Source organism: Emticicia sp. 17c (genome assembly GCF_037153985.1).
Classification (GTDB): Bacteria; Bacteroidota; Bacteroidia; order Cytophagales; family Spirosomataceae; genus Emticicia.
The window spans coordinates 118203-144893 of sequence record NZ_JBBAYI010000011.1 but is presented as its reverse complement, the minus strand read 5'-3'; the positions used below and the strand labels follow the sequence as shown (position 1 = coordinate 144893).

The 26691-nt window shown below is 39.7% G+C and carries 24 protein-coding genes; 10 read left to right on the top strand and 14 right to left on the bottom strand.

The genetic code is table 11. The features are described 5' to 3' along the window. Window positions 1-40 precede the first annotated feature (40 nt). From WAA15_RS19595 to WAA15_RS19570, 6 genes are read right to left on the bottom strand one after another with little or no spacing between them, the layout of a single operon-like run. Window positions 41-1297: a glycosyltransferase family 4 protein gene (locus WAA15_RS19595; RefSeq protein ID WP_337044526.1), complete on the bottom strand. Its 1257-nt coding sequence runs from the start codon at window positions 1295-1297 to the stop codon at window positions 41-43. Further along, window positions 1290-2468, bottom strand: coding sequence for a glycosyltransferase family 9 protein (locus WAA15_RS19590; protein ID WP_337044525.1), 1179 nt, complete (start codon window positions 2466-2468; stop codon window positions 1290-1292). Before WAA15_RS19590 ends, WAA15_RS19595 begins: the two co-directional genes overlap by 8 nt. A gap of 11 nt (window positions 2469-2479) precedes the next feature. Beyond that, complete coding sequence (locus WAA15_RS19585; protein WP_337044524.1) at window positions 2480-3304, bottom strand: DUF5672 family protein; 825 nt, start codon at window positions 3302-3304, stop codon at window positions 2480-2482. A gap of 18 nt (window positions 3305-3322) precedes the next feature. Continuing rightward, on the bottom strand, window positions 3323-4084 hold the full coding sequence (locus tag WAA15_RS19580; protein ID WP_337044523.1) for an SDR family NAD(P)-dependent oxidoreductase: 762 nt from the start codon (window positions 4082-4084) through the stop codon (window positions 3323-3325). A gap of 36 nt (window positions 4085-4120) precedes the next feature. Continuing rightward, window positions 4121-4864: an SDR family NAD(P)-dependent oxidoreductase gene (locus WAA15_RS19575; RefSeq protein WP_337044522.1), complete on the bottom strand. Its 744-nt coding sequence runs from the start codon at window positions 4862-4864 to the stop codon at window positions 4121-4123. 32 nt (window positions 4865-4896) lie between these two features. Further along, the gene (locus WAA15_RS19570) at window positions 4897-5667 is read right to left on the bottom strand and encodes a class I SAM-dependent methyltransferase (RefSeq protein ID WP_337044521.1); all 771 of its coding nucleotides are present in this window, start codon (window positions 5665-5667) and stop codon (window positions 4897-4899) included. Between the two features lie 97 nt (window positions 5668-5764). On the opposite strand from WAA15_RS19570, the gene WAA15_RS19565 reads away from it, so the two are divergent. Together WAA15_RS19565 and WAA15_RS19560 are read left to right on the top strand one after the other, a co-directional pair. Next, window positions 5765-6130, top strand: coding sequence for a hypothetical protein (locus WAA15_RS19565; protein WP_337044520.1), 366 nt, complete (start codon window positions 5765-5767; stop codon window positions 6128-6130). Window positions 6131-6310: 180 nt separating this feature from the next. Then, window positions 6311-7174: a universal stress protein gene (locus tag WAA15_RS19560; protein WP_337044519.1), complete on the top strand. Its 864-nt coding sequence runs from the start codon at window positions 6311-6313 to the stop codon at window positions 7172-7174. A 61-nt stretch (window positions 7175-7235) separates the two neighbouring features. Here the strand turns inward: WAA15_RS19560 and WAA15_RS19555 are convergent, their stop codons facing one another. Next, window positions 7236-7379 (bottom strand): hypothetical protein, encoded by a 144-nt coding sequence (locus WAA15_RS19555; RefSeq protein WP_337044518.1) that lies wholly within the window; start codon window positions 7377-7379, stop codon window positions 7236-7238. Window positions 7380-7580: 201 nt separating this feature from the next. Between WAA15_RS19555 and hisS the strand changes: the two genes are divergently transcribed. The 4 genes from hisS to WAA15_RS19535 all read left to right on the top strand — a co-directional run bounded on the left by hisS (window position 7581) and on the right by WAA15_RS19535 (window position 11306). Further along, on the top strand, window positions 7581-8942 hold the full coding sequence (gene hisS, locus WAA15_RS19550; protein ID WP_337044517.1) for a histidine--tRNA ligase: 1362 nt from the start codon (window positions 7581-7583) through the stop codon (window positions 8940-8942). Between the two features lie 6 nt (window positions 8943-8948). Further along, the gene (gene mltG, locus WAA15_RS19545) at window positions 8949-9986 is read left to right on the top strand and encodes an endolytic transglycosylase MltG (RefSeq protein WP_337044516.1); all 1038 of its coding nucleotides are present in this window, start codon (window positions 8949-8951) and stop codon (window positions 9984-9986) included. Continuing rightward, window positions 9986-10393, top strand: a complete 408-nt coding sequence (locus tag WAA15_RS19540; RefSeq protein WP_337044515.1) for an acyl-CoA thioesterase — start codon at window positions 9986-9988, stop codon at window positions 10391-10393. Before mltG ends, WAA15_RS19540 begins: the two co-directional genes overlap by 1 nt. 136 nt (window positions 10394-10529) lie before the next feature. After that, the gene (locus WAA15_RS19535) at window positions 10530-11306 is read left to right on the top strand and encodes a hypothetical protein (protein ID WP_337044514.1); all 777 of its coding nucleotides are present in this window, start codon (window positions 10530-10532) and stop codon (window positions 11304-11306) included. A gap of 45 nt (window positions 11307-11351) precedes the next feature. On the opposite strand, the gene ggt is transcribed toward WAA15_RS19535, so the two are convergent. Then, window positions 11352-13046, bottom strand: a complete 1695-nt coding sequence (gene ggt / locus WAA15_RS19530; RefSeq protein WP_337044513.1) for a gamma-glutamyltransferase — start codon at window positions 13044-13046, stop codon at window positions 11352-11354. Between the two features lie 335 nt (window positions 13047-13381). Here ggt and WAA15_RS19525 point away from each other — a divergent pair, with 335 nt between their 5' ends. From WAA15_RS19525 to WAA15_RS19515, 3 genes are read left to right on the top strand one after another with little or no spacing between them, the layout of a single operon-like run. Beyond that, the gene (locus WAA15_RS19525; RefSeq protein ID WP_337044512.1) at window positions 13382-13666 is read left to right on the top strand and encodes a PqqD family peptide modification chaperone; all 285 of its coding nucleotides are present in this window, start codon (window positions 13382-13384) and stop codon (window positions 13664-13666) included. A gap of 60 nt (window positions 13667-13726) precedes the next feature. Then, window positions 13727-15556, top strand: a complete 1830-nt coding sequence (locus tag WAA15_RS19520; RefSeq protein ID WP_337044511.1) for an asparagine synthase-related protein — start codon at window positions 13727-13729, stop codon at window positions 15554-15556. Window positions 15557-15595: 39 nt separating this feature from the next. Then, entirely contained in the window at window positions 15596-15748 is a 153-nt protein-coding gene (locus WAA15_RS19515; RefSeq protein ID WP_337044510.1) for a hypothetical protein, read from the top strand. A gap of 51 nt (window positions 15749-15799) precedes the next feature. Here the strand turns inward: WAA15_RS19515 and WAA15_RS19510 are convergent, their stop codons facing one another. The 3 genes from WAA15_RS19510 to WAA15_RS19500 form a co-directional block, all read right to left on the bottom strand. Further along, a complete protein-coding gene (locus WAA15_RS19510) occupies window positions 15800-16849 on the bottom strand; it encodes a sugar phosphate isomerase/epimerase family protein (RefSeq protein ID WP_337044509.1) in 1050 nt (349 codons plus the stop codon). Window positions 16850-16874: 25 nt separating this feature from the next. Next, the gene (locus WAA15_RS19505; protein ID WP_337044508.1) at window positions 16875-19706 is read right to left on the bottom strand and encodes a DUF7133 domain-containing protein; all 2832 of its coding nucleotides are present in this window, start codon (window positions 19704-19706) and stop codon (window positions 16875-16877) included. Window positions 19707-19913: 207 nt separating this feature from the next. Beyond that, a complete protein-coding gene (locus tag WAA15_RS19500) occupies window positions 19914-21245 on the bottom strand; it encodes a thioredoxin family protein (RefSeq protein WP_337044507.1) in 1332 nt (443 codons plus the stop codon). Between the two features lie 156 nt (window positions 21246-21401). On the opposite strand from WAA15_RS19500, the gene WAA15_RS19495 reads away from it, so the two are divergent. Continuing rightward, the gene (locus WAA15_RS19495; protein WP_337044506.1) at window positions 21402-22616 is read left to right on the top strand and encodes a chorismate-binding protein; all 1215 of its coding nucleotides are present in this window, start codon (window positions 21402-21404) and stop codon (window positions 22614-22616) included. 61 nt (window positions 22617-22677) lie between these two features. Here WAA15_RS19495 and WAA15_RS19490 read toward each other — a convergent pair whose 3' ends face one another. The 3 genes from WAA15_RS19490 to WAA15_RS19480 all read right to left on the bottom strand — a co-directional run bounded on the left by WAA15_RS19490 (window position 22678) and on the right by WAA15_RS19480 (window position 26480). Then, complete coding sequence (locus WAA15_RS19490) at window positions 22678-23448, bottom strand: hypothetical protein (RefSeq protein WP_337044505.1); 771 nt, start codon at window positions 23446-23448, stop codon at window positions 22678-22680. A 128-nt stretch (window positions 23449-23576) separates the two neighbouring features. Further along, the gene (locus WAA15_RS19485; protein WP_337044504.1) at window positions 23577-24269 is read right to left on the bottom strand and encodes a hypothetical protein; all 693 of its coding nucleotides are present in this window, start codon (window positions 24267-24269) and stop codon (window positions 23577-23579) included. Window positions 24270-24272: 3 nt separating this feature from the next. Further along, on the bottom strand, window positions 24273-26480 hold the full coding sequence (locus WAA15_RS19480) for a carbohydrate binding family 9 domain-containing protein (RefSeq protein WP_337044503.1): 2208 nt from the start codon (window positions 26478-26480) through the stop codon (window positions 24273-24275). Window positions 26481-26691 lie beyond the last annotated feature (211 nt).

Genomic DNA, 26691 nt, shown 5'->3' with positions numbered 1-26691 from the left:
TATCAATAGATTGAATAGCTTGTCTATACAAGTTATAAATCTATGAAATTTGCTGATAAATTTTAATATGAGCTTCTGTAAATTTTTTCCATGAGAATTTCTGTGCCTGTTCAAGTGCTTTACGGCTTAGGTCGCTACCCATTTTTTTATCTGAATATAGTTGCAGCATGGCATCGGCTATGGCTTGCTGGTCGGTAGGTTCAACCAATATACCGGCATCTTCTACTACTTCGGGTATGGCACTTATATTGGAAGAAATAACCGGAGTACCACATTGCATGGCTTCAAGCGGAGGAAGCCCGAACCCTTCATAAAGCGATGGATACACAAAACCCAATGCCGCCGAATATAAAGCGGCGAGGTCTTCGTCAGCTACAAAGCCCGTTACGATGATTCGCTCTTTTAATAGTGGATTTGACTTGATTTCAGCAAATATAGTTTCAAAATCCCAGCCTTTTGTTCCAACTAATACCAAGTTTAAATCGTCTATTTTTTGCTGCTGTATAAGGCTCAGAAAACTTCTGATAGTACGTTCAATGTTTTTGCGTGGCTCTAGCGTAGCCAACGACAAAAAGTATTTTTTATGGACACTAATATGGTATTTTTTTAATACACGCTCAATTTCTTCGGTATCTTTGACCTGATAAAATTTTTCTTCCGAAGCTGCCAGATATACTACAAAAACGTTATCGGGCGAAATACCCGTTACTTCGCACAGGTCGTTTTTAGTAGCTTCTGATACACATACCGGAAAGGTGTAGGGGTCAATGCAGCCTAATATTTTTTTCATCATGATTCGGTTCCACTCACCAAAATACGACGGAAAAAGATGTGGAATTAAATCATGGATGGTTATGACTTTTTTTGGCTTCGATAAGCCCCTTAGCTCTTGCGGAATAGGCAAAAAGGGAGAATGATACACCTGATACTTTTTTAAAACGCTAGTATCGAATGTAAAATAAGGTTTGAGCCTGCCTCTTGTGCGTGTCAGTACTTCTCTTAATACTTTTTGGGGTAAAGAGCGATACGAAAAAGTTGAGACAAGGGTATTTTCAAGATTTGCAAATCGGGTATCTTTCGATTTGTTTACTATCGGGAATCGATGATTCGGATAATACTTTTTAATATAAGCTATGGTTTCTGGCAAATGTTCTACACTTGCCAGAGCTAGGTCAATATCGCTATGGCCAGCCAGCCCTTTCAGAAGGTTTTCGACTACCCGATAAATACCTGTGCGGGATTGTTCATGGAAATATCCTAAACCCAGAACCGATGTATCTAAAATAACATTACTCATGTACGTTTACCTGATTTACGCTATTGATAATCAACTCTTTTACTTTTAATGATTCGATTTCTTCCTGATAAATAATTTCTACGTTTTTTCTGTCAAAAGGTAAACCAACACTTGGCTGGTGGTTATGAATTAAACGAACCGGAAAATTAGCCAACGGAAAAAACGGATACCCTGTTCCTTTATATACACTAATGGTTTTGCAAAAAACACAACACAGATGCTCAGGGAACGAGTCGAGCGTTAGGGCAAAACTAGCCTTATCTGCCAAAATTGCTATTTCGTGAATATTAATTTTACCTGACGTGTCAGTTATTCTATCGTTAGGTGCAACACTAACTTCATTCAGAATTTCATTTGATAGACCCGTCTGGCCACAGAATAGAATCGAATAGTCGGTAGTTTGTAAAAGTTCGTCTACCACTTGCGCCCAGAAAGCACTCGAAAGCTGTTTATGCACACCCCCCGACTCTGGAAACAACATCAGGTATGGGCGTTGAGGTAAGGTAATTTTCTGCTGTATTTTTTCAATACTAATACCTGCCGGAATCGAGAAATAAGGTTCCACATCGGCCAATGTACCTGTTACTCCTATCTCTTTCAAAAGCATGAAATACATATCAAAGTGATGAAACTCATGCGTAGGCACATCAAATTCTTTATCCAGTAAGCCGCCCAAGCCTCTTCTGGCAAAACCAAAAGCCTTGTTTACCTTAATAAAAGGCAGCACAAAATGCGCTACGGCATCGCTATATCTTATGTCAATATAATAGTCATACGTTTGCTGGCGTAATAATGGCAATGCCTGCCTGAACGTTTGGTAATGTTCCTTAATTTTTTGCCAACGCGACAATTTTTTGCGGTTAGTCTGGTAATGATTTATATAAATTGTTCGGTCGATATATGGGTTAGCCTGATTTACCGCCTCACACCAAGTGGGGGCTAGCAAATCAATTTTTACGTCAGGATACTGTTTTTTTATCAATGGAAACATATAGGTAACCGTAAGGGCATCGCCCAGATGACCCAACGAAGCAATCAGAATACGTTTCGGAGAAACAACCGAAAGGTTTCTTTTACGTTTTTTGAAACTAAGGCTGGCATATATATCCACAAAAAAATCCATAATCCTGAAAGGAATGGTTTCTCGTGGGGTACCGCAATATTTCCTCATAAATAATTTTCTTATAGTTGGTATCCAAACTCACGGATATATTTTTTCCAGAAATCCGTTTCGTAAATATCCCAAGCATGGCAGCCGAAAGGTAAGCCGCTATTGAGGTTATATGCTTTTTCGGGCATGTGCTCAACAGCAAACTTCAATGCAGTACGCCAATCAGGAATACGCAATTTGGGGAAGTATCTATTCAACTCAATACACCAGAACATATCTTCATTATAAGCCGGATGCGTTTGGGCTAATGCCAGATATTGTTCAATTTTTTTCTTATTTGCAGGAATCAGGCTTAACAGTTTTTTGGTTCTTCTTAATGAAAAACCACCATTGCCTACCCCACGTTTCATGATAATTTCCTTAGGGCCATATTTACCATACCGCTCTTCTTTCAGGTCGAACCAGATGGCTATTTGTTTTTTCAGATTCCAGACCCATTCTTTCCATTTTGTATCAAAATCTATTTCAATACGCCAAGGTGCGCCTATATAATCATAGCCTTGCTGGCACCAGTAGGCTAGTTCGTCTCTGAACACGAAAGCATCTAACTGATAAATAAGCATATATTCATAAGCCAGAAAACGCTCATAAAACTCTTCTGCCATCAGTAGCCTGTTATACGTCAGAGTACTTTTAAAATAAGTATCATCAAAGTTTTCAGTCTGAATTTGAGGATACTTTTTAAGCAAGTAGTCGATATTTAATGAATGCGGTTTGACTATCTTAACAGGATAATTGCCTAAAACGCGCATTCCTTGTTCAAGCGAGATAGCTTCATATTCACTCAGTTGTTGCTGATATACAGGAATAATTACACAAGCACTTACTTTTTCCAAGCTATTGAGTATTAATTATCAAATAATAGTACCACCATCAATAGAAAATAACCCTCCGGTTGTATAACCAGAAGCCACCGATGCCAAGTATAAAGCCATCGGTGAAATTTCTTCGACGGTTCCCATGCGGGCAATAGGCAAACGTTTGGTAAAATGGGCTAATGTTTTTTCGTTGTCCCATAATGCCTGACTAAATTTGGTTTTAATTAAACCCGGACAAATAGCATTTACACGAATGCCGTCTTCGCCCCATTCTTTTGCCAGCACTTTGGTTAACATATTTAACGAAGCCTTGCTTACGCTATAAATGCCCAGACCCGGGTCGGGCGTATGCCCTGCAATACTGCTTATGTTAATGATGCTTCCGCCGCCGCGTGCTTTCATGATAGGATGCACCATTTTTGATAACTCAAAAGGAGCTTTTACGTTTACCTGCATTATTTTATCGAAAGCACTTTCTGAACAATCAAGCGAGGGGCCATAAACCGGATTGGTAGCAGCATTGTTTACCAGAATATCAATACCGCCATAAGCCTCAAGTGTTTTATCTACGAGCAACTGTAATTGAGCCATTTCTCCGGCATGGGCGGCTATGCCCACACAATGGCCACCTGCGGCTGTTATTTCGGCAGCAAGTTCGTCCAAATCGGTTTGTTTACGGCTACTAATTACAACTTTTGCACCATACTCTGCAAAAATTCTTGCAATAGCTTCACCAATACCTTTACTGGCACCAGTAATAACGGCCACTTTTCCGGTTAAATCAAATATATTTTTCATAGGTGTTTATAATAAATAGCGTTCGGGTAATATCTGTTATTGCAAAATCAGGCCGCCGTCTACAATCAGGCTTTGCCCTGTTATAAACGAAGAGTCGTCGGCAGCCAGATACAAAATGGCACTTGCTATTTCTTCAGGCTTGCCAAAACGTTTCATAGGGGTAGCATACTGAAGTGCTTCCAGATATGCCTGATCAGCCTCGGCCCCTTCCAACATAGGTGTTTGAGTAAAACCCGGACAAACAGCATTAATTCTAATACCATGCTTGGCAAACTCAATAGCGGCAGTTTTGGTCATTCCTACTACGGCGTGTTTACTGGCGGCATAGGCAATATGACCCACCATACCAAGATGCCCCGCCACTGAAGCTATATTTACGATATTTCCACGGCGTTGTTCTGCAAAGTAGCGTAAAGCTACTTTCATGCAATACCACAGCCCTTTTACATTTACATCTATGATTTTATCAAAATCTTCCTCAGCATATTTCTCTGTCCGAACGCGTGGCCCCAATACTCCGGCCGAATTAACCAGAATATCAATTCCACCAAAATGACTGATTGTATATTCAATCATTTTTTCAACATCGCTCAGTTTACTTACATCAACCTGCACATAAGCTATGGGGCTACTTATTGAGGTCGTCAGGTCGGCTGCCATGTCGGGTGCTAAATCGGCAATCATGAGTTTTGCCCCTTCCTGAGCAAATAATATGGCAGCAGCTTTACCGATACCTGAGTTCCCGCCTGTAATAATTACTACTTTATCTTTAAATCGCATAGCTTAGGTGTTTAATAGGCGTTTGAATGCTTTTAATTCTTCTGACAGAAATAAATAATTTCTCCGGCAGGTAGGGCATATCTTTCAACAAGCTCTTTAGGCATTTTCAACACAAAGTCGTCTTCTGTTACTGTAAAGCCTGCTTTGGCCAGTTCTTGCCCGTAATCCCGACCGAACAGGCGCAGGTGGTCGTTCTGCCAGAATACCCTTTCACGTTCTTTAGGGTCTGTAATAGTTGGGTCTTCAAAGGTATGTGCTTTGGTCCAGTCCTGCGGTGACTGAATAATACCCCAGCCTGTTGGTTTAAGTACCCGATACAGTTCTGACATTGCTTTGTGGTAGTCTTCTACGTGTTCCATTACATGGTTACAAAACACTACATCGAAAGTATTGGCTTCAAACGGAATCTCATGAATATCCATTTTCACCTTTGCCAAAGGCGATTCTATATCGGCGGTTATGTAGTCGAGGTTTTTCATAGCTTCAAAGCGGTCAATGAAGCAATACTCGGGCGCTACGTGTAGTACTTTCAGGTGGTCGGCAGTGAAGAAATTTGTTTTTTCTCTTAAATACAAGGCCATTAAACGATGACGCTCAAGTGCAAGACAATTGGGGCAAAGTGCGTTTTTTCTGGACGACAAACGGCCATAAGGTAGAAATTTATCTAGTTTCACATCACAAACCGGACACTCTACCGTATTTCCTTTTAAGAAAAAAGTATAGACTTTCAGGGGTATATGACTAAACAGTTGCAGGTATTTTCGGGGAATAAAGCGTAATAAAAGACTAATAATTTTGCCCATGCTAGAAACTTATGAGGGTTTATCGTTGCTATTTAAGCCCAAAATTAATTATTTTTGTCTTTGCTTACACACCAATATCAATAAAGATTCGATAATTATGGAAATAAAAAAACAGAAACCTCCGGGAAAAAGGTTATTAAAAAATATGCCTCTACGTGTAAAGTGGTTTTTATCAGCTACTATCGGTATGATATTGGTTGGTTTTGGCCTTAGTGTCTTTAGTGAAGCAGGGCATCTGAAACACACCAATGGGCCTTTCTTAAGATGGTTTTTGTTAGGAACATACAGCCTTATTATGGTTAATTCGGGGCTGGCACTTTTCGGGCAGGCAATTATTTTCAGAATGAGAATAGAAAACCGGAAAATGATTAAGAATCTTTTGAAAGAAAAAATGAAGAAAAACAAAAGGCCCCTCACAATTACTAAAATAGAACCAGATAAGGACTTTGAACTAACAGAATAATATTTGGCACCTGATTGTGCTTTTTTTATATTTTATTGAAGATAATCAACAAATTTGAGGTTTTTTCCCTATTAACACCCGAAACTGAGTATTTATTACTAGGTTTGTATAAGATAACGTATTTATTCTAATTTATATAGTCTTAGATATAGGTTAGATTTAGTTAAGTTTTATAAACAAATGGAATCAGTTTCATCTGAGTTGAAGGAGTGTAGGGCCAGGAAAGTACTTATTGCTGTCGATTTAGAGACACACTCAGAACAAATTCTTTCATATAGCCTTCTAGCAGCTAAAGACCTTCTGTGCGAATTTACGATTTTTCATTGTCTTAAAATAGGCGATTCTCCACAAAAGGCCCAAGCTACTATTAAAACACTTCTCGGAAATGCTCAAACTCAACAGGGCAAATCGCCTCATCATACCTTCCTGATACACATCGTTGAAGGAAATCTACTGGAACAGTTACAAGAACTTTGTTCTCAGAAACGGTTTCATTCACTTTTTATTGGCACAACCAATCAGTTAAACTCATGGATAATGGGGTCAAAGGCAAAAGATATTCTGATGAATATTGATGCAAATATCATTATGGTGCCACCTTTAGCTGACCTTTCGTTCCCGAACAATATTGGTATTCTGGTTGAGAAAAAAGGGAAAGATTGCCTCGATTTATTCAGAACAATAAGCCTCTATACTTCTAATTATAACACGTTTATCAACTTTGTGCTTTTCTCTGAAAACCAACAGGCTTTTGCCGAAGACAGAAAAGTGATTGAAGAATATCAGGATTTATTTGAATCGAATATCACGTTCAGCTTCATCGTAGAACAAGAACCAACTTATCATAATTTTCTGAAGTATGTCAGCGATATTCACTGCGACTCGGCAGCTTTGGCATGGGGGCATGATTCTTCAATGTATGAGTCGGCTATTAACCATGAAACAGGAGCCGTTTTTTGCAGCCCTAAAATGGTAATCTTTTACACCAAACTAAAAGTACCTTCCTATCAAGAAGAAAATATACAGACTGCTTTTGTAGAATAAGAAAGAGACGCCTTTGGGGGCGTCTCTTTCCGATTTAAGCAAAACTGTAATAAATATAATATTATTTTGTAAATTCTGCTTTTAATGCTTCAATATCAACACGTTGAATATCTGTTTTTAACGATAAACGTTTGATATCAGCTACTCTGTTTTTCGCTACCGCATGGTTTCTTTTTGCCTTACGTTTTAACTGTGTTACTGCCATTTTTGTATGTATTTTGAGCTCTAAAATTCAAAAAGATGTCAGAGCATGATAAAAGATTAAACCGACTTTAAGAGGCTTGCTTCAAAATTAGGGTGCAAAGTTAAGAAATTCAATTCAAATTTAACAATTAACAATGAGTTTTTTACGCTAATTTTGTAGCAGAAATTTTACAGAAATCTTTATATACCTTAGATACATAGCATGAGTAAGCCTAGTTTAGTCAGAGGAACGCGCGATTTTGGGCCATCGGTGATGGTAAAAAGAAATTATATATTCGATACTATTAAACAAACCTTTCAGAAATTCGGATTCCAGCCTTTAGAAACCCCCACTATGGAAAACCTATCGGTTTTAATGGGCAAGTATGGTGACGAAGGCGACCAGTTACTTTTTAAAGTGCTGAACTCTGGTGATTTCTCGAAAGATTTAAGCCAGAAAGACTTAGATGAAGGTGCAAAAAAATTAACACATAAGATTTCAGAAAAAGGTTTACGCTATGACCTGACAGTGCCATTTGCCCGTTATGTAGTAATGAACCGTCAGGATTTGGCAATGCCTTTCAAACGTTATCAGATTCAGCCTGTATGGCGTGCCGACCGACCGCAAAAAGGCCGTTACAGAGAATTTTATCAATGTGATGCCGATGTGGTCGGAACCGATTCTTTGATTTGCGAAGCTGAAATCGTGATGATGCTTCATGAGATTTTCCAGAATCTGGGTATTCAGGATTTTACTATTAAAATTAATAACCGGAAAATTTTATCAGGTATTGCCGAAACCATCGGAATGAAAGGCAGTGAAATACCCTTAACTGTGGCTATTGATAAACTTGATAAAATAGGCAAAGAAAAAGTTGAAGAAGAACTGAAAGAAAGAGGTTTTTCGGAAGATATTATCGAGAAACTTCAACCTATTTTTACTTTACAAGGAAATAGCCTTGAAGTAATGGCAAATCTGAAAACATGGCTGAAAGACTCTGAAACCGGATTGAAAGGAATTGAAGAATTAGAAAAGGTCTGGAACCTGATAGATGCTTTTGGCCTTGGCAGCCCGAAAATTCAACTTGATATTACACTTGCCAGAGGTTTAAGTTATTATACTGGTGCTATTTTTGAAGTAAAAGCCAATGGTGTACAGATAGGAAGTATTTCAGGTGGTGGCCGTTACGATAACCTTACCGGAACCTTTGGTTTGCCGGGTCTTTCAGGGGTTGGGATTTCGTTAGGTGTTGATAGAATCTACGATGTAATGGAAGAATTAGGTCTTTTTAAAGATAGCCAGGGTATTACTACTAAAATTCTGTTTACTAACTTCGATGCTCAGGCCGAAAGCTATACTTTACCCCTCTTGAAAAAACTGCGTGATGCCGGCATTAATGCCGAGATTTATCCAGAAGCCAGCAAGTTAAAAAAACAGTTTGAATATGCCGACCGTAAAAAAATTCCGTATGTTTGCGTTGTAGGTTCTGAAGAAATGGCCTCGGGCGAACTTACCCTGAAAGATATGCTATCGGGCGAGCAAATTAAACTTAGTTCAGAACAAATCATACAAAAATTGAAATAGCTAATTATGCTTAAAAACAGAAAATTCATTGCCTATACACTGGTTATCGTAACAACCATTGTTGCAACCCTTTCTTTTTATTTCTGGCAGGTAGCCAGCAGTGCAAATTTGAATGTAAAAGGCGAAAAATCATTTGTGTTGTATGTTCCAACGGGTGCAAGCTACAAAAACGTCGTAGACTCGTTACATAAATACAAGATGATTCATGACGAAATTTCTTTCCAGTTCTTGTCAAAATGGATGAAGTATCCTGAAAACGTCAAGCCGGGCCGCTATGAAATAAAACCCAATGCAGGTAATAAAGAAATTTTATCAAAACTAAAACGTGGGCAGCAGGACGATGTAAGGCTAACCTTCAATAATATTCGTCTTAAATCAGACCTTATTAAAAAAATTGGTAGCAGATTTGAATTTAGTAGCGATGAGCTTTTAAAAGAATTACAAGATGCAAAAGTATGTGGCAAATATGGCTTCGATACCACAACCATTATGTGTATGTTTTTGCCTAATACCTACTTTATCAGATGGACTACCACACCAGAGAAATTTCTGGACAGAATGCACAGCGAATACAAAAAGTACTGGACAGACGAAAAACTTCAAAAAGCAAAGTCTATTAATATGACTCCCGTACAAGTAGCCATTATGGCTTCAATTGTTCAGTCTGAAACCAACAAGAAAGACGAAATGCCGCGTGTAGCTGGTTCATATATTAATCGTCTGGCTATTAATATGCCTTTACAGGCTGACCCTACTGTAAAATTTGCCGTAGGAGATTTCAGCCTGAAACGTATTCTTGAGAAACATTTAGCTATTAATTCGCCTTATAATACGTATCGTAATACTGGCTTACCTCCGGGGCCTATAGCTTTGCCTGAACCTGTTGCGCTCGATGCCGTACTTAATTACGAACGCCATAAGTACATTTATTTCTGTGCTAAAGAAGATTTCTCGGGGTATCATAATTTTGCCGAAAACTATAACGAGCATCTGAACAATGCCCGTATTTACCAAGAAGCCTTAAACAAAGCTAACATTAAGTAATGTATCAATTTGACTGGCAGTACCGCATACGCTATGCAGACATCGACCAGATGGGCTACATGTATTATGGCAATTATCCACGCTTGTATGAAATCGGGCGTGTAGAAGCTCTCAGGTCGTTAGGTTTGCGTTACAGAACACTCGAAGAAACTGGCGTTATGATGCCTGTATATGAATGCCGTTGCCGATACGTTCAGCCTGCTAAATATGATGATTTAGTAACTATCAGGGTTATTATTAAAGAAATGCCACGTACTCGTATTATATTTCATTATGAAATTTATAACGAAGAAAACGTTTTATTAAACACTGGCGAAACCACGTTGGTATTTGTAAAAATGGCAACCAACCGGCTAACTACCTGCCCTGAGGAAATCCTGACAAGGCTTAAACCTTATTTGGGTTAAACATCTGTCAAGTTTCAATAAAAAACACCTGAGATACATATAGGCTCCATATTTTTTAATAACTTTCAGTTAATATCCCTGACCGAACCTGTTTTCTGTCAGGGATATTACTAAATCTCAACTGAAAGTTTACTTTATGAAAGCTATCTCTATCTGGGCGAGCCATAACTCGCGAAAAGCCATTGCATTACTGGTTGCTGCTGAATGCCTGAAAATTTTATCTGGCTTTGCTATTGGCTATAACTTCCTACCCAAATTTTCAACTGGTGTCATCGAGGCTTCCGTATTAGGACTTGTTTTGCTGATAACTTTTACACAGGTTTATTATCAGCAATATGCTCAGGAAATGAGCAAGCACGCACACTATCGCTTTCGGCTTCGTAGTACATTTATTGTTTTATTAAGCAGTTTGTTTCTGGCTATTCTGGCAGGAAATCGGCTAAAGAGTATCAATTACGCCGAAAATGGCTCAACAACAGCCTTTGCAGCGGTTTCGGTCAGGGCTGATAGCGTACAAAACAATGCTCCTCCGGTATCTCTAGAGAAGAAACTCCACAAAAACAAAAAACTCGGCTTATTTTCAAAAAAAACAACTGAAGATGACCCTTACAGCAACAGACGCATTGGCTATGTATTGTTATTTTTATTAAGCCTTGTGCTTACTTACGGAGGGCTATATCTTTCTTGCGGAATTTTATGTGCCGGATGGGCTCCGCTGGCTATTCTTACATTCTTACTTACTTTGGGAATTCTTTCGGGTGGAATATATTTCCTTGCCAAAGCCTTTAGCAGTGTTGTAAAACCTTTTTTCAAGATGAACGCCGCAGAAAAAAAGAGAGAACGTCGGAAATTCTTTGCCATCTGGGCTATTCTCACAGTAGCCATAGCAATATATATATTTGTTCAGAGTTAGGCTTTGAACTAATATAAAACCCCGTAAAAGTACGGGGCTTTATAACTAAAATCCGGCAGCATGGCCATCTTTTCGGGAGTCAGAAGCACCGAAATAAATCTTTTTATCGGCATCTACACGAATTGCCTGATACCCTCCGTACATACCCAAAATATAGCCTACCTTATGTCCTTTTTGCATAAGTCCTCTGATAGTCTCATACGAAATCCCCGACTCCATGGTTATCACCCCCCCATCTGTCATTTTTTCGCCTGTGGGTTCGGACGAACCTTCATGATTCAGGCGCGGAGCGTCACCAGCTTCCTGCAAATTCATTCCAAAATCAACAATGTTCATCACAATCTGCACGTGCCCTAATGGCTGAAAACTTCCTCCCATAACACCAAAACTCACAAATGGCTTATTATCTTTTGTAATAAAAGCCGGAATAATGGTATGAAACGGGCGTTTGTGTGGGGCATAAGTATTATTTTCCCCTTCGGTGAGTGTGTACATCTCCCCCCTATCCTGAAACATAAATCCTAATCCGTCGGCCATCATACCTGAGCCAAAGCCTCTGTAATTGCTCTGAATGAGTGCTATCATGTTGCCGTCTTTATCAGCAGCCGTCAGAAAAATCGTATCACCATCTTTTAAGGCAGGGTTACCTGCATCGTATCGGCTAGCGGCTTTATCAGAATTAATCAATTTACGACGCTCGGCTGCGTATTCTTTTGAAATCAGGCTTTTTACAGGGATTTTCGCAAATTCAGGGTCAGCATAATATTTAGCTCTGTCTTCAAAAGCCAGTTTTTTAGCTTCTGTAAACAGATGCACGTGTTCAGTACTACCATACGGAATTTTTGAAAAATCGTATCCTTCCAGAATATTAAGCATCTGTAATACTGTTATACCTTGCCCGTTTGGAGGTAATTCCCAGACATCGTAACCACGATAGTTGGTCGATACAGGCTCTACCCACGTAGAAGTATGGTCGGCGAAGTCCTTAGCCGTCAGAAAACCTCCATTCTTTTTCATAAAGGTCTCAATTATTTGCGGAATTTCTCCTTTATAAAAAGCATCGCGGCCACCTTTGGCTATTTTTTCAAGTGTATTAGCCAGATTCGGATTTTTAAAAATTTCTCCTTTTTTTGGTACGGCGCCATCAGGATAATAATGTTCTTTTACATTAGGAAACTGCCCATACAAGCGCGGTACCGCAGCCAATGAAGTAGCTAGTTCGTCGTGTACTGGAAAGCCATTACGCGCATAATTAATGGCATGAGACAAAATTCGTTCCATTGGCAACTTGCCAAATTTTTTATGCAGCTCAAACCAGCCATCAACACAGCCCGGCACATTAATCGGTAAAGGTCCAGTTGAAGGAATATGTTTCAAGCCACGTTTCTTTAGCTCTTCGAGCGTTAGCGTATATGGTGAGCGACCCGAAGCATTCAGCCCATATAGTTTTTTTGTTTTGGCATCCCACACCATAGCGAATAAGTCTCCCCCAATGCCGTTCATGTGTGGCTCCACTACGCCTTCCATGGCATTGGCGGCAATAGCCGCATCAATGGCACTACCTCCTGCTTGTAGAATTTCGATGGCGGCCTGCGTACTTAAAGGATGAGACGTACAAGCCATACCGTTTTGTGCTATTACTTCCGAACGGGTTGCCCATATACGGCCCGACATCCGGTCTTGTGCATTGACAAAACTGTTAATCAATAATAAAACACTAAAGAATACATTTTTTTTCATAGATTAAGGTTGGTTTTCTTGTCTGGGTAAAGAAGTAAAACAGATTTGTGGGGTATCATAAGAATGATATAAACAAATATAGTATTTTTCATTGTTGGACCACCATTTATATAAAACAAGACAACTAAATTTCGGCAATTGCTACATTTTATGCGACAACACAAGTTTTTTTTCTCTGTTTTTTCAGAAATTCCTGCACAAACAAGCTATAAAACTATTTCTATTGGCTGCCTAAAATACAGATACTGATTTTTTACAGCTTCTCGTTCTATGGAGAATTAATTATGCCTATATTTATACCCCCTAAGTTACTTTATTTATACAATATACTTATAATGAACGATTTACAATCAATACTCAAACGTAACGATGAAAATTTTCTGGTGAACACACTCGGAGAAGAATCTGTTATGATGAATTTAAAAAATGGTGATTTTATGGGCCTTAATACAGTAGCTACTGATATTTGGGAACTCTTGAAAGAACCAACTTCGGCAGAAAGCCTTATTCAGAAACTTATTGATAAGTATGAAGTAGAAGAGTCTGTTTGCATCACTGAGACAATGACTTATATAAACAAAATGATGCAAGAAAAAATGGTTTTGCAGGTTACTGCTTAATTGAAACCTTCTTGTAAAATCAAGCTCTGACATTAAAATTCTCTTATTAGCTATTGGTATATGAGCGCAATTTTTGGGATTATCAATAAGCATAACTCATCGGTAAATCAGGCAGATGTGAATACCATGAGTATAAAACTCAGACATCATGCGGTTGATAATCAAAAGATTTTTTTGAGAGAAAACATTATGCTGGGTTATCATCAATTAGTTTTTCATCATTCTCAAAAAAACGAACAAGTACCTTTTGAGTCAGGCCAATATTTGATAGTAGCAGATACGCGTATAGATAACAGAGTTGCACTTGCCACACTTTTAGGAGCTAAACAAAAACCAACTGAAATAGCTGATAGCTGGCTTATACTGGAAGCCTTCAAAAAATGGGGAAAACGATGCGTTGATTATCTGGAAGGCGAGTTCTGCTTTTTAATATATAACCAGAGAGAACAGTCATTCTTTGCTGCATCTGACCATATCGGACACAGAAGTTTTTACTATTATGATTCACCCGAGCATTTTATTTTTGCCAGCGAGTTAAAAGCAGTTCTGGCCGTAAAACCACCCCCTCATTCTTTTAACGAAGATATTATTATCAGATATTTTGTTGTCAATTATAATGAACAAACGCCCATAAAAAATATTTTTTTATTAAGAGGCGGCCATTATTTAAGCTATGATAAACAACAAGGATTGCAGCAATATACTTATTGGCTTGCCCATAAAACGGGTAAATACCGGTTTCAGTCTTTACGTGAATATGGCGAATGTTTACGGCATTTGATGACCGAAGCCATAAAGAATCGTATTGAAATTGATAAGCCTATTGGTATTAAACTAAGCGGCGGTCTGGATTCTTCGTTCATTGCTTGTATTTTGGGTGAGTTATTAGCCAAGCAAAATAAGTCTTTTAGCGCATTTTCTTCAGTGGCAGGCAAGAATGACATCAATAACCCTGAAGATGAAAGTTACTATATGAAGCTTTTAGGGCAACATATTCCTAACATGGAACAAGTATTTGTTACACCGCCTGCCAATGCAACTCCCTTTGATAACCTACCTCAGTTATTTGAGCAAGGCGATGGCTTCATGAATCCGCTTCATTATCTTGACACAGCTTTAATGGAGGCCGCACAAAAACAAGGAGTCAGACTATTGTTTAACGGTTATGGGGGCGACCACGCCATCTCGAACCCATATCGGGAATATATCTTTTTTTCTCTTTTACAATTCAAAATAAAAGAAAGTCTGAAAGTCTTTAACACCATCAGGCACACTTATCAAATTTCTGTTTTTCGATTATTACAATCAAGTATTTTATACCATACCAGATTCTATAATTTTTTAAAAGGTCTTTCGGGGAAAGCTATCTATAATGGTGAAAGTTTTTTTAATCCTGAACTAGCCAAAAGCATTAAAGAGTACGAAAATAGCCAAAGTTTTGACACCAAACAATGGTTACAAGACCGTATCAATGCAGGAGTGCTAGGCTGTGAGCATCAGCTTTTAAATTATAGAGATGCTTATTTTGGACTAAGAAAAACTACGCCTTATTTTGATAAACCAATATTAGAATTGTATCTGGATGTACCTGATACCATGATGTTTGAAAATGGCTATAAAAGGGGGCTTATCAGAGAGGCAATGAAAGGAATTGTACCTGATGAAATAGTCTGGAGAAAAGATAAAAAAAGTTATTCACCTGATTTTGAAAATCGCCTCGGTGCTATAAATAAACTGAAACAAAAACTGGTAAATGAACAAGCGTACCAAAATATATGGCCTTATATGAATAAAAAACGGTTTTTAACCAATAAAGAAACAGATATTAATAACTGTCTGGCTATTATGCTGTTTAACTACATAAGTTATCTGAAATTACATATAAATTGACCTAAAAAAAATTACTAACACTATACCCCTTACAAGTATATGAAATCAATTTCAAGCAAAGAGTTGCCAGAGCCATTAATTCCTGCAACGAAACGCGCATGGGAAGCACCAGATTTTACTATTCTCAACGATACAATTATTAGAGGAAGTGGCGAAACTGGTGGTGATTTAAGCTCACAACTTGAATCCTGACTATGAAAACAAAAGGGTGAGTTTTTATGAATCTCACCCTTTTGCAGCTTATTAACTTAAGGCATTTTTGCAGTATTCAAGACATTTTTTTACTTCTGCTACTGGAGTTGAGCCTTCTGGTACTTTGTATTCTAACTCAATAGTAGCCGGAAACTTATATTTATTGTCTCTTATGAGTTTCAAAGCATCAGCAATTGGGGTATCACCCTGCCCCCAAACCACATTCCCTTTACCATGTGCCGGAGTCTGGCGGTCTTTAATGTGCATACTCACGATGCGGTCATGTTTTTGCTTGATAATATCAAGTGGATTCGGGTTTCCTGCCGCTACAAAGTGACCAAAGTCAAGGTTGAGGGCATTAGCAGGCGATTGCGCCAAAGCGGTATCCCAAAACGTATATGTTTGCTGTTCATGACCGTGGTAACCAACCTTTACACCAACTTTTTGTGCAATATTGCCCAGTTTTAATGTATGCTCATCATTTGCTGGGTGCTCAAGTGTAACCTGATTAGCCCCTAATGCTTTGGCTGCACGCATACCAAATTCAATTTCAGCATCAGAGTTATTACGGCCAAAGGCGTTTGGCTTGAAACCATATATTTTTACACCTGCTTTTTTATATATTTTACCAAGTTCTTCAAACTTCGACATCGAAGCACTTTGTCTCCATTTGGCAACCTCCTGATTGTAGGATTTCATTTGTGCTTCTGCATCTTCCAGTTTCTTTTTTTCTTCGTCGGTTAATTCCTGTTTTTCATTTCTTTTTCTCATTAACGGAAATACAGAACGCATATCAACGGTGCTCTTAGGTTTACCTGCATAGATTTCGGCAGGGTCGCCCATTAATTCTATGGCACTAATGCCTGTTTCCAGAACATATTGAAGGATTGCTTCTGCACTTTGGTCAGGCATTTCTCTGAACGAATACGTAATAACGCCAATTTGTACGCCATTAATTAAAGAGTTAGGTCCAAGCAGATTTTTGATAATGGCAGGTGCGCCAAAAACAGGACTACTTGCCAAAACTGAACCCGAAACAAGTGTTGCTGCCGCTCCAAGAAACTGACGACGCGACACAGAAGAATTGTTTGTTTTTTCCATTGTATAATTATAATTTTTTACTGATTTAATTGAGTTCAAATATCTTTAATTGTTTCATTGTCCACGGTATATCATCATCAGGGTTTTCAAGCCCTTGTTCGAGCCTGATTCTTATAAACTTAGCTTTTTTAGGGGTCAGAGCTATTGTGTTGTCACCTTCACTACCTTTTTGCTTGTTAATGGCGGTTTGCCAACTTGTACCATCCGACGAAGTTTCGATGCTATAAATCCGCGGATAAGTTTGTACCATAGGTCTTTGGCCTGGCGGTGTATTTGGCTTAGGCACCCATCCTTTTTTTACCATTGCGGCCGAGTTAAATTGTATTTCACTTATCGCTATTTCTCTGGGAAATTCTATCTGATACCACATATCTTTCTCCTGTTTTAGCCCCGTTGACCACCCTTCGTAAGTAAAGGCACTTGTGGGTGAAACGTTGCCGCCAATACGTGTCGAGGCCGTATTACTTGCTGTTACTTTCCAGCCTTCGCGCTGTTGTAATTCATGAGGTACGAGCTTCACCAAATCGTTATATTGGTACATACTTGCCTGAGATGCCGTTTTTTGTCGTATTTGTGCCACCATTTCTGGTGATATTAATGATGCATCGTTCGACAATCCGTTACGTATGTAAGAAATCACATCAGACACCCACTGGTCAGACTGCTCCTTCATGCTTGCCATCATATTGCCAGCATAGGTTTTTCCTTCAATGGCACCTTCCATGCCATGTAACAAGACCCTGATAGCGTATTCTGGATGAGCCTGTACGCGCGCCGAACCAGCCAGAGCCGGAGCAATTAATTTGTTGTCGCCGGCGGGTGTACCCATACCATTATTACCATGGCATTGCGAACACAACTCATTATATATAACGGCTCCACGGCTTACTATCTCTTGTTGTTCCTTGCTTAGTTCAACGCCACCGAACGGCCCGCCGTTTCTACCTTTGGGTGGAGTAATAATCTGTTGCCCTACCAGCTTCACCCCTGCTGCCTTATTTTTTTCCATAAGCCCTTTGATATTGGCTTCGAGCTCTGGCAATTTCAGAAACTTGGCACTTAACATGGCCTGAACGGCTACGTCGGTGTTTGTATCATCAAGGGTTTGTTTGTAGCTTGCTTCCAATGCTTTTTCTCCGGCTTTATACAAGGTTTCGCCAGCTCTTAATGCCTGCACACGAATACGCGCATTGGGGTCTTTCATTAATTGCTCAACTGTGGCAGTTTTCAAGGCATTTAACCCTTCCAGACACCAAATAGCGTGTATTCTTGCCTGAATATTAGGACTTTTAAGTGCCATTTTCTCTAAAGTGGGTACTACCGAGGCATCTTTTCTTAATACTATTAGTTGTTGTGCAGCATCTCTCCACCAGCCATTCGGATGCTCCAAGTGTTTTACCAACATTGAAGTTTTTTCGTTCAGCATATTGGGTTTGGTTTTGTCACGCTCTTTTCCATCATACGTGATTCGCCAGATGCGGCCAAGACCTACAACTTTATCTAACTGGTATTGGTCAATTTTTGTGCGTAGGTAAGAGCCTCTTTGTGTCCATTGTCCTTCCTGAATAATTCCATGATACATATCCACAATATACATAGTTCCATCTGGAGCAGTAGCCATATCGACGGGTCTGAAAAGTGGGTCTGTTGAACGTAAAAATTCTGATTGCTGCTCCTGATATACATTATGCAAGGTTGTTAAGCCTTCTGTTACAACAGGGTTAATCTGACGCACAATACGAGCCACGGGTTCGCCATAAAAATATTGCCCTCGTAAAGATTCCGGCAAGCGGTCACCTCGATACACATCATTTCCAGCTGAACCTGTTACACGTTTTAAAGAGCCATCAGGCTGTCTGATTTCATCCATTCCACCTTGCATATCTGAGATTTTCACGGCTGCACCCCACGGAATATCAAATCCTTTGGCAAATTCGTTCGGTACTTCAAAGTTTCCGTAATGAATAGGAAACTGAAAATAAGATGGCAGCCCGCTGGCTCCGCCCTGAAACCAGAGTTTTCCGTCGTCGTCATGGGTGATACCCCATTGTGCACGGTTAAAACCGGTTTTTTCACGAATTACGCCCCCTGAAGTTTCTCTCACACGAAAAGCATTAACAGTACTGTAAAGCCAGTTATCCATGCCCCAGTACATAAAAGCCTGCTGGTGTTCTACATTACCCGAACGCCCGTATTTATTCGTAAAAAGTTCTTTTTTATCAGCTTTACCGTCCCCATTAGTATCGGTATATTTATAAACATTGTCCGCATCAGACTCCATTGTCAGAATACAGTCTTTACCATAAGGCAACACAAACCGCGGAAATATCAGGCTATCTACAAAGGCGGTTCCGGTTTCATAAATACCATCGTTATCTTTATCTTCCCATCGCGAAATCCGGCTTGTGGGTTCGAGTTCATCCTTAGAGTCGGCATTGAGCATATATGACCTCAGCTCTAGCACATACATGCGTCCGTTTCCATCAAATGCAATGGCTCCGGGTTGTTGTATGGCTGGCTCTGTCAGAACAGGTTCAATTCGGTATCCGGGCGGTAATAAAAAATGCTTGGCTTCTTCAGAAGCATATAGAGGCTTTACAGGTTGTTTTGTATCAAGGTCTATTCCTTTCCAGTCTTCGCCATTGGGGTCAGCGTTATCTGGTAAGCCTATTTTAGGCAGATTGGCAGAAAACGACTCAATCACATTCTGAACTAAATCCTGCTGCGGCGCAGTAGAAGTAGAAGCCTGATTCTGCGAAGGCTGATTCACCTTGCACGAGCTTATGAAGTAAAGGCATACGGCTATCGGCAAGAAAAATCTCAGATGCAAGGAAGGGAATTTCTTAGATACTTTCATTTTTTTATTTAAAAAATAATATATTCCAATAAAAATACTTCTTTGTTGACGATACACACAAAGAAATCGACAAATACCCCGATTAAAACGGCAAATCAGTATATTAAGAAAGACAGGAGCGTTTTTTATAAAAATGCCTCAATTATAAGAATAGATGTAAGGTTTTTTAATGCAGTTTTTTTTGTGGTAATACAAGTGTAATATTGGTTAAAGTTTCTTGATTTCTTTTAAAGTTCGTTCTAACTCATCGGTTGCCCGCCCGACCTTTTTAGTGAGCTTTATGGCAGCTTTTTCGGCTTTAACGGCTTCTTTTTTGCGCCCTAGCCTTGCCAGCAGATTGGCATAAGTGTGTAAATTAATGGGCGACCTGAATAAGGCTACCGAACGTTCGGCCCATTTCAGGCCTGTTTCGAGGTCGTCTTTATTTTCCATAAGTTGAAAATATCCCCAAGCATACTGATTCAGATGAAAAGCGGTCAGTTTCTCGGCATTATCCTGCATTTCGTCTAAAGCTGCGGCATATTGTGGGGTATCTTGCCTGATACCTTTGGCTTGTGCATTCTGCTTGAAACGCTCTATTTTTTGCGCTGATTCAACAGCCAGTTGTTCGGTGGTTTTTTCCAGCAGTCTGGCTCCTTCTCTCGAAGCTATTATCCTGAAATTATCTGCATCATGGGTAATTCGGGCAAAATCGAGTCTGAACTGTTTTTCTTCGGCTTCAAATCCATTTTCGCTATAAGAAGTAAGCCTGACGGCCTCAATGAGTTTCTCGAGCAGGGCTTTATCATGTTTTTCAACAGCCATTTTAAATGTGCCGAGCTTAGCTTTCGAGATACCCTCAAGCACAAACTTTTGCTGTTCGGGGGTCATGTTCATAAACCGCTTCAACGAACTTACCAATATTTCAAATGCTTTCGACTCAATTGTACTGATATGCTCGGCAATAATCATTAATACCTTTTCGGTTTTATAGGCAGATTCCGGTATTGCTTTCAGGTATTCATCAAGAATAAGCGCGTTAGGCGTTCCGGTAAGTTTGTTTCGCTTCAACAACTCATTTAAAAAAGCGGCATCGCGGCGGCCTGTTTCAAAATCTTTTTGGAGAGATGAGGTGGGTTCATAGTGCTTTCCGGCTGATATGGCCTTGTCAGCCTCGCTAATAAACTTTTCTATGGACATTGAGCCAATCGTTTTATAGACAAGGTCGCCATCACCATTAATAAAAAGATAGGTCGGGTATGAAGAAACAGCATAATTTTTTGCCAGTGCTACACCTTCTCCTTTTTCTGCATCGATTTTATAGTTAATAAAACTTGCGTTGAACTTCTCGCCTACGCTGGCATTGGTGAATACATTATTGGCCATTACTTTACAAGGGCCACACCATGTTGTGTATATATCGACAAAAACAAGTTTTTGCTGAGCCTTTGCTTCGGCTACTATTTGTGCCCATGTTCCTTCTGCAAACCTGATTCCCTGAGCTTCTACAATAAGCCCCGATACCATTAAATAAATCACACAACAGGTTATTTTTTTCATGAAACAGAATAGATTTTTGTACATTTCCAACAAAATTATAGGAATAAACCTACTTGCAAAAAACTTCTGATTTTTTTTGAGATGTTTTCGTTTCAAATTTGTTGTAATAAATAAATACCTTCTATCTTAGCCTTTTGTTAAGATATAGTTGATGATATGATAACGACGACTTCAAAGACAAACAACTATCGACAAACGCTTTGGAATGCGGCCATACAAGTAGGTTTACCAACAGCTATGTGGCGTTTGCCCAAGCAAACCGACAAGCATTTTTTAACCTCTTTTCTTAAAAATCCGCAGCAAACCAAAATAGATTTTGAAGAACTTGGTGCAGGTTTTGCCTTTTCACCATTTATTAATCCTGAGGGAAAAGACACTTACTTTTTAAAAGCTGACCTCCATTATATTTTTAACGATACACTTCATGATGACGAAGGATTTGAGGAAATTGTGAGCCCTTCTTCGGTAGACCCCAGTTTTATTGAATTGCTTAATGCTCAGAGAACAGCCAGCAAATACTCGTTTGGTGTCGGAAAAAATTTCGTTGAAAACTCAACTACTAAAGAACAGTTCGTTACAGAGGTTGAGGCCGCTATAAAACAGATTGAAGCCGAGAAATTCCAGAAAGTTGTACTTTCGCGGGCAAAGAAAACGGCCTTGCCCAGCGATTTTGAAATTGTTACGGCATTCGATAAACTTTGTAAGGCATACCCAACTGCTTTTGTATCGGTGGTGTCAATTCCGAGTTTAGGAATAGTATGGATGGGTGCTTCGCCCGAAACACTGGTAAGCCAAGATGCACACGGAAAATTCCGTACGATGGCTCTGGCCGGAACCCAGTCTGCTTTTGATGCAGAGGGTAATCCGATTAAGCCCTCTGAGGCGTTGTGGCGGCAAAAAGAGATTGAAGAACACGCACTCGTAAGCCGTTATATTGTTAATTGCCTAAAGAGAATCCGTGTCAGAGAATTTGAAGAAGAAGGGCCTAAAACAGTTATAGCCGGAAACCTTATGCACTTACGTATGGATTTTACGATTGATACTGTTGAAATAAACTTTCCACAATTGGCCACAGTAATGCTTGAGTTGTTGCATCCGACCTCGGCCGTTTGCGGAATGCCCAAAGAACCCGCCAGACAGTTTATTCTGGAAAACGAGCAATATGACCGTGAGTTTTACAGTGGTTTTCTGGGGCCGGTAAATATTCAGCAGGAATCACATATTTTTGTTAATCTGCGTACCATGAAGATACAAGACGGCACAGCTACCTTGTATGCCGGATGTGGTATTACAGTTGACTCAAACCCTGAAAAAGAATGGTCTGAAACAGAGATGAAATTACAAACACTCGGCCGAACTCTTTTCAGTTAAATATGCAGAAGGGCAACTCGTTGAGCTACCCTTCTACATATTTAGTATTACCAAGAGATAATTATTTTCTTCCGAACAGACGGCTCCAGAAACCTTTGGCTTTCTGGGTAACTTCACTGGCCGTTTCAGAGGCTTCTGCCGCTAACTCCTGTGCTTTAGCTTTAGCTGCTTCTAATGCTTCGGCTGCGTCGTCTCTCAGGTCTTCCAGTTTTTCAGCTGCCTGATTTTTCAATTCGTTTATTTTGTCTTCATTTACATATTCAGCCGCTTTATTTTTCAGTTCTTCTATTTTTTCAGATGCTTCTGCTGCAAACTCCTGAACTTTACCTTTAGCCGTAGCGGCTACTTCTTTGGCTTCTTCTTTTAAATCTTCAAATTTATCGGCGGCATCGGCTATTACTTCCTGAGCTTTTGCTTTAGCTGAAGTTGCTGCTTCTTTGATATCGTCTTTAAACTCTTCAAATTTATCAGATGCCTCCGAAGTTTCAGCTTTTGCTTTAGCTTTGGTTGCATCAATAGCTTCGGTAGCTTCTGCTTTCAAATCTTCAAATTTTTCTGTTACTGCTGCTTTTGTTTCTTCAACTTTTTCTTCTGCGGCCTCAACAGTTGCGGCGGCCTCTGCTTTTACCTCTTCTACTTTGACAGCTACTTCCTCTTTCACCTCGCTTGCTTTTTCTTTGGTTTCTTCTACTTTTTCAGCAATAGTTTCTTTTACTTCGGCTGCTTTTTCTTTGCCAGCTTCAACAGCTTCAGTAGCAGCAGCTTTGATATCTTCCGCAGGTGTTGTTGTTTCTTCTACCTTTTCGGCTTCAGTTTTTTTAGTAGTTGCCATTTTATTACAGAGTTTAGAATTTAAAATGAGTTATGAGCTTTTGGAATTTTAGCACAAATAAAAAATAAACAATTGATTTTTAATCAATTAAGGTGTTATTTTCTCATTAAAAATACTTTTTTTTGCTATTACCTGAAACTAACCATAATTTTTGAAACAAATGGGTTGAGTTTCTGAGCGTTTGGGTCTTTCGAACTAAAAGTTTTATCTCCCAAAACCTTGTCGGCCACGCTGTTTAAACGCTCGTCTTCATAGTTATAGGCCAGCGTAACTGCCAGGTAACTACTTCCATCTTTATCCATTAGTTTACCGCCGTTCCAGTCAACTACTGCTCCGCCGTAGTCCCATCCAAAACCCGAAAACTGAAAAGGTTTTTCATTGATTTTCTCTAGCTCAACCAACGTTGTACCTACCTTGATACCTGTATTGGTATGCCATTCGATTTTGTTCTCGTTACCGGCTTCAACCCAGCCTATTTCAACGCCTTCGGGTTTGGCAAAATTAAGGGTATCTTTCCACCATATATGTGCTTCGTTGGGTGTTCCTTTATATAAAATAGTGCCTATGGTAAACATTCCCTCAGGGCCATAAATAGTATCATGTGGGCTTACGTTGGCACTTCCTAGCTGTTCAATCAGTTCTTTTTCGCTACTGGTAGCAAGTACAACACCCGCACGCTCGCCGGCAATGCACAACCAATCGTTTGCAGGTGTTACTGTTTTTTCGGCTATTGCCGATGAGTCTGTTTTTTGTTCGTTTGTTTTAGAAGAACAGGCAGGTAATAAGGCACTGCAAAGGCAGGCCAACAGTAATAATCTCATGAGTTAGAATTGTTTAAGGTAACTTATTTTAGCAATGACGTGGTCTTCTGACTGTGTTTTTTGGGTTTGGAGGTTATCAAAACCTCTATGATTGAAAACCACATAAATATACGACAATGGCTGATACTCCCAAGAGAGGCGAATGTTATAATTTTGCAAGTTATTTTCTGAGTTTCGTTGATAGAACCCAATAAGTTGCACACGCGGGTTGAGCGCAAAACGGCCTTCTATACTGAATAAATCGACCTTTTTGCTTATTCTGGCTTCGCCTACCTCTTTAAAATGGTTACGGTTATAACGACCTAAGATAGAAATATGCGGAATAGGCGCAAATTGCAGGCGCATATCATGCCCGGTTAGTTTTCCGTTAAAGTATGTACCCCAGTTAAATTCGGTGTTCAGGCTAATAATTTTTGAAGGGTCGGTGCTGGCATAAATCTGATGTCTGACATAGTTATAATCACCCGTACCTATCTGTACCCCCAAAGGCTCGAAAGGTTCTGTCAGACGCTGAAACGTAGGATTTACCAGATACCCTAAAAAGCCCCCACGCTGGAAATTAAGCCAGATAGGGTTAAAATTAAGTTGTCGTTCAATCAGTTTTCCGGTTGAAGCCTGATGGTAAAACTCCGTCATGATACCCGGCTCAAAGGCTCTGATAAACTTCTTAAAGGGTATCCAGTTACCTCTGTTAAAGAAAAATATTCCGGGAGTTGTACCAATTACGTCACTCCTCGACACAAACCCCATTTCAGGATTAAAGTTTTTGGTTACAATTGACTCCGTCCACCAGACTTTAAACTGATTGGTAGTATAATAATATTGCGCAAAACCCGAAAAACCTTGTTTGCCTCCATTAGTTGAAGTTGAATAGACAGCCATCGTATTTAGCGAGTGTGACTCGCTCAAACGAAAAAAGCCATCAATCGTAGTAGTAAGGTTGGTTGCCAAAGGGCTATTCTTGACTGTAACCAAGCCCCCTATACGGTTTTGTTTGCCAAAGTTTTCAGAAAAACGCCCCACAAAGAAGTTGGTTCCGGGGCTATCGCCTACTTCTCGCTGGCGCATCAATATAGCCCCATAGTTTCGCTTGAGCGAACGATATACAAACCTTGCACCTACATCAATCGGAATAGGATTCCCGCTATTATCTAAGCCAATAGTTCTGCTAAAAAAGGGCTGAACACGCATACTCCCCCCCGACTGGTCGTCGTTCGGGCCTACCCCTACTCCAAACAATGAAGCATTTTCGAGAAAAAACTGCCGACGTTCTGGAAAAAACACCGAAAACCGCGTTACGTTGTTTACCTGACGGTCGGCATCGGCCTGTGCAAAGTCTGTATTAACGGTCAGGTCAAGAATAGCATTCGGATTAATAGCCCATTTTATTTCTCCACCTAATTTAAGCGTATTCTTATCGGGCTTGTTTTCAAAATTCTTGTATCTGTCAACCGATGTAAGTAAATAAGGCTGAACACGAATATTGGTTGATGGCGGTGGCGGTTGCAAATTTGTAAGAACAGCCGCGTAGGCCATTCTTGTATTAGTAAACGAACGAGGATAAGGCGAAAAAGCCGTTTGTTCATTTGTCAGGCGGCGGTTCCGAACCATATTAAAACCCCAGTTCTGCGTTGGTGAATCTGTTTTAGGATACCGCAGGGTTTGCCACGGAATGGCCATTTCGGCCACCCAGCCCGAATCGGTTCGGGTGGTACGTACGCGCCATAGGCCATCCCAGTCGATATCATAATAAATATCATCAAACGACAAAAAATCACGCTGCACGCCATAAGGATTCGTTACCAAAGCCATAGCATTGCGTTTGTCGTTAAAACCATCAAACGATAAGCCTATGAGGTCGTGCTGCCTGATACTGAAATCGCGCCTGAAATCAGTGGCCCGAATAGCTTTTTTCCCTAGCGAGTCGTGTGCAAAAATACCAAAGTACAAATAGTGCTTATTATATAAAACGCGTACTTCGGTTTTGTGGGTTGGGTTCTTACCCTGAAAAGGTTCAATCTGAATAAAGTCTGAAACAGATTTTGCCATTCGCCATTCGGCATCGTTCATAACGCCATCAACCTTTAAAGAGGTAATAATAGGTGTAGCTTCAATTGTTTTTTTTATTGAGTCTGGTTTAAAAATACTGGCGTCCTGAGCAAAAGAGAATGTGGAAACAAACAATAACAAGTAATATAGTTTTTTAATCATAAAATATTAGAAAGTGTAGTTTTATAAAAGTGGAGCATATAGCTTTTTCGTTATACAAAAATAAGGTTTTATGACAAAATTTTAACAAATAATACAAAATATGTATTGAAAAAACTATTAAATAGCCTGCCTCAGAAGTAAGCATACCCCCCGAAAAAAAGTCCATAAATCGTATCAGACGAAAGTAACGGAATTTTATTATGGGCCGGAA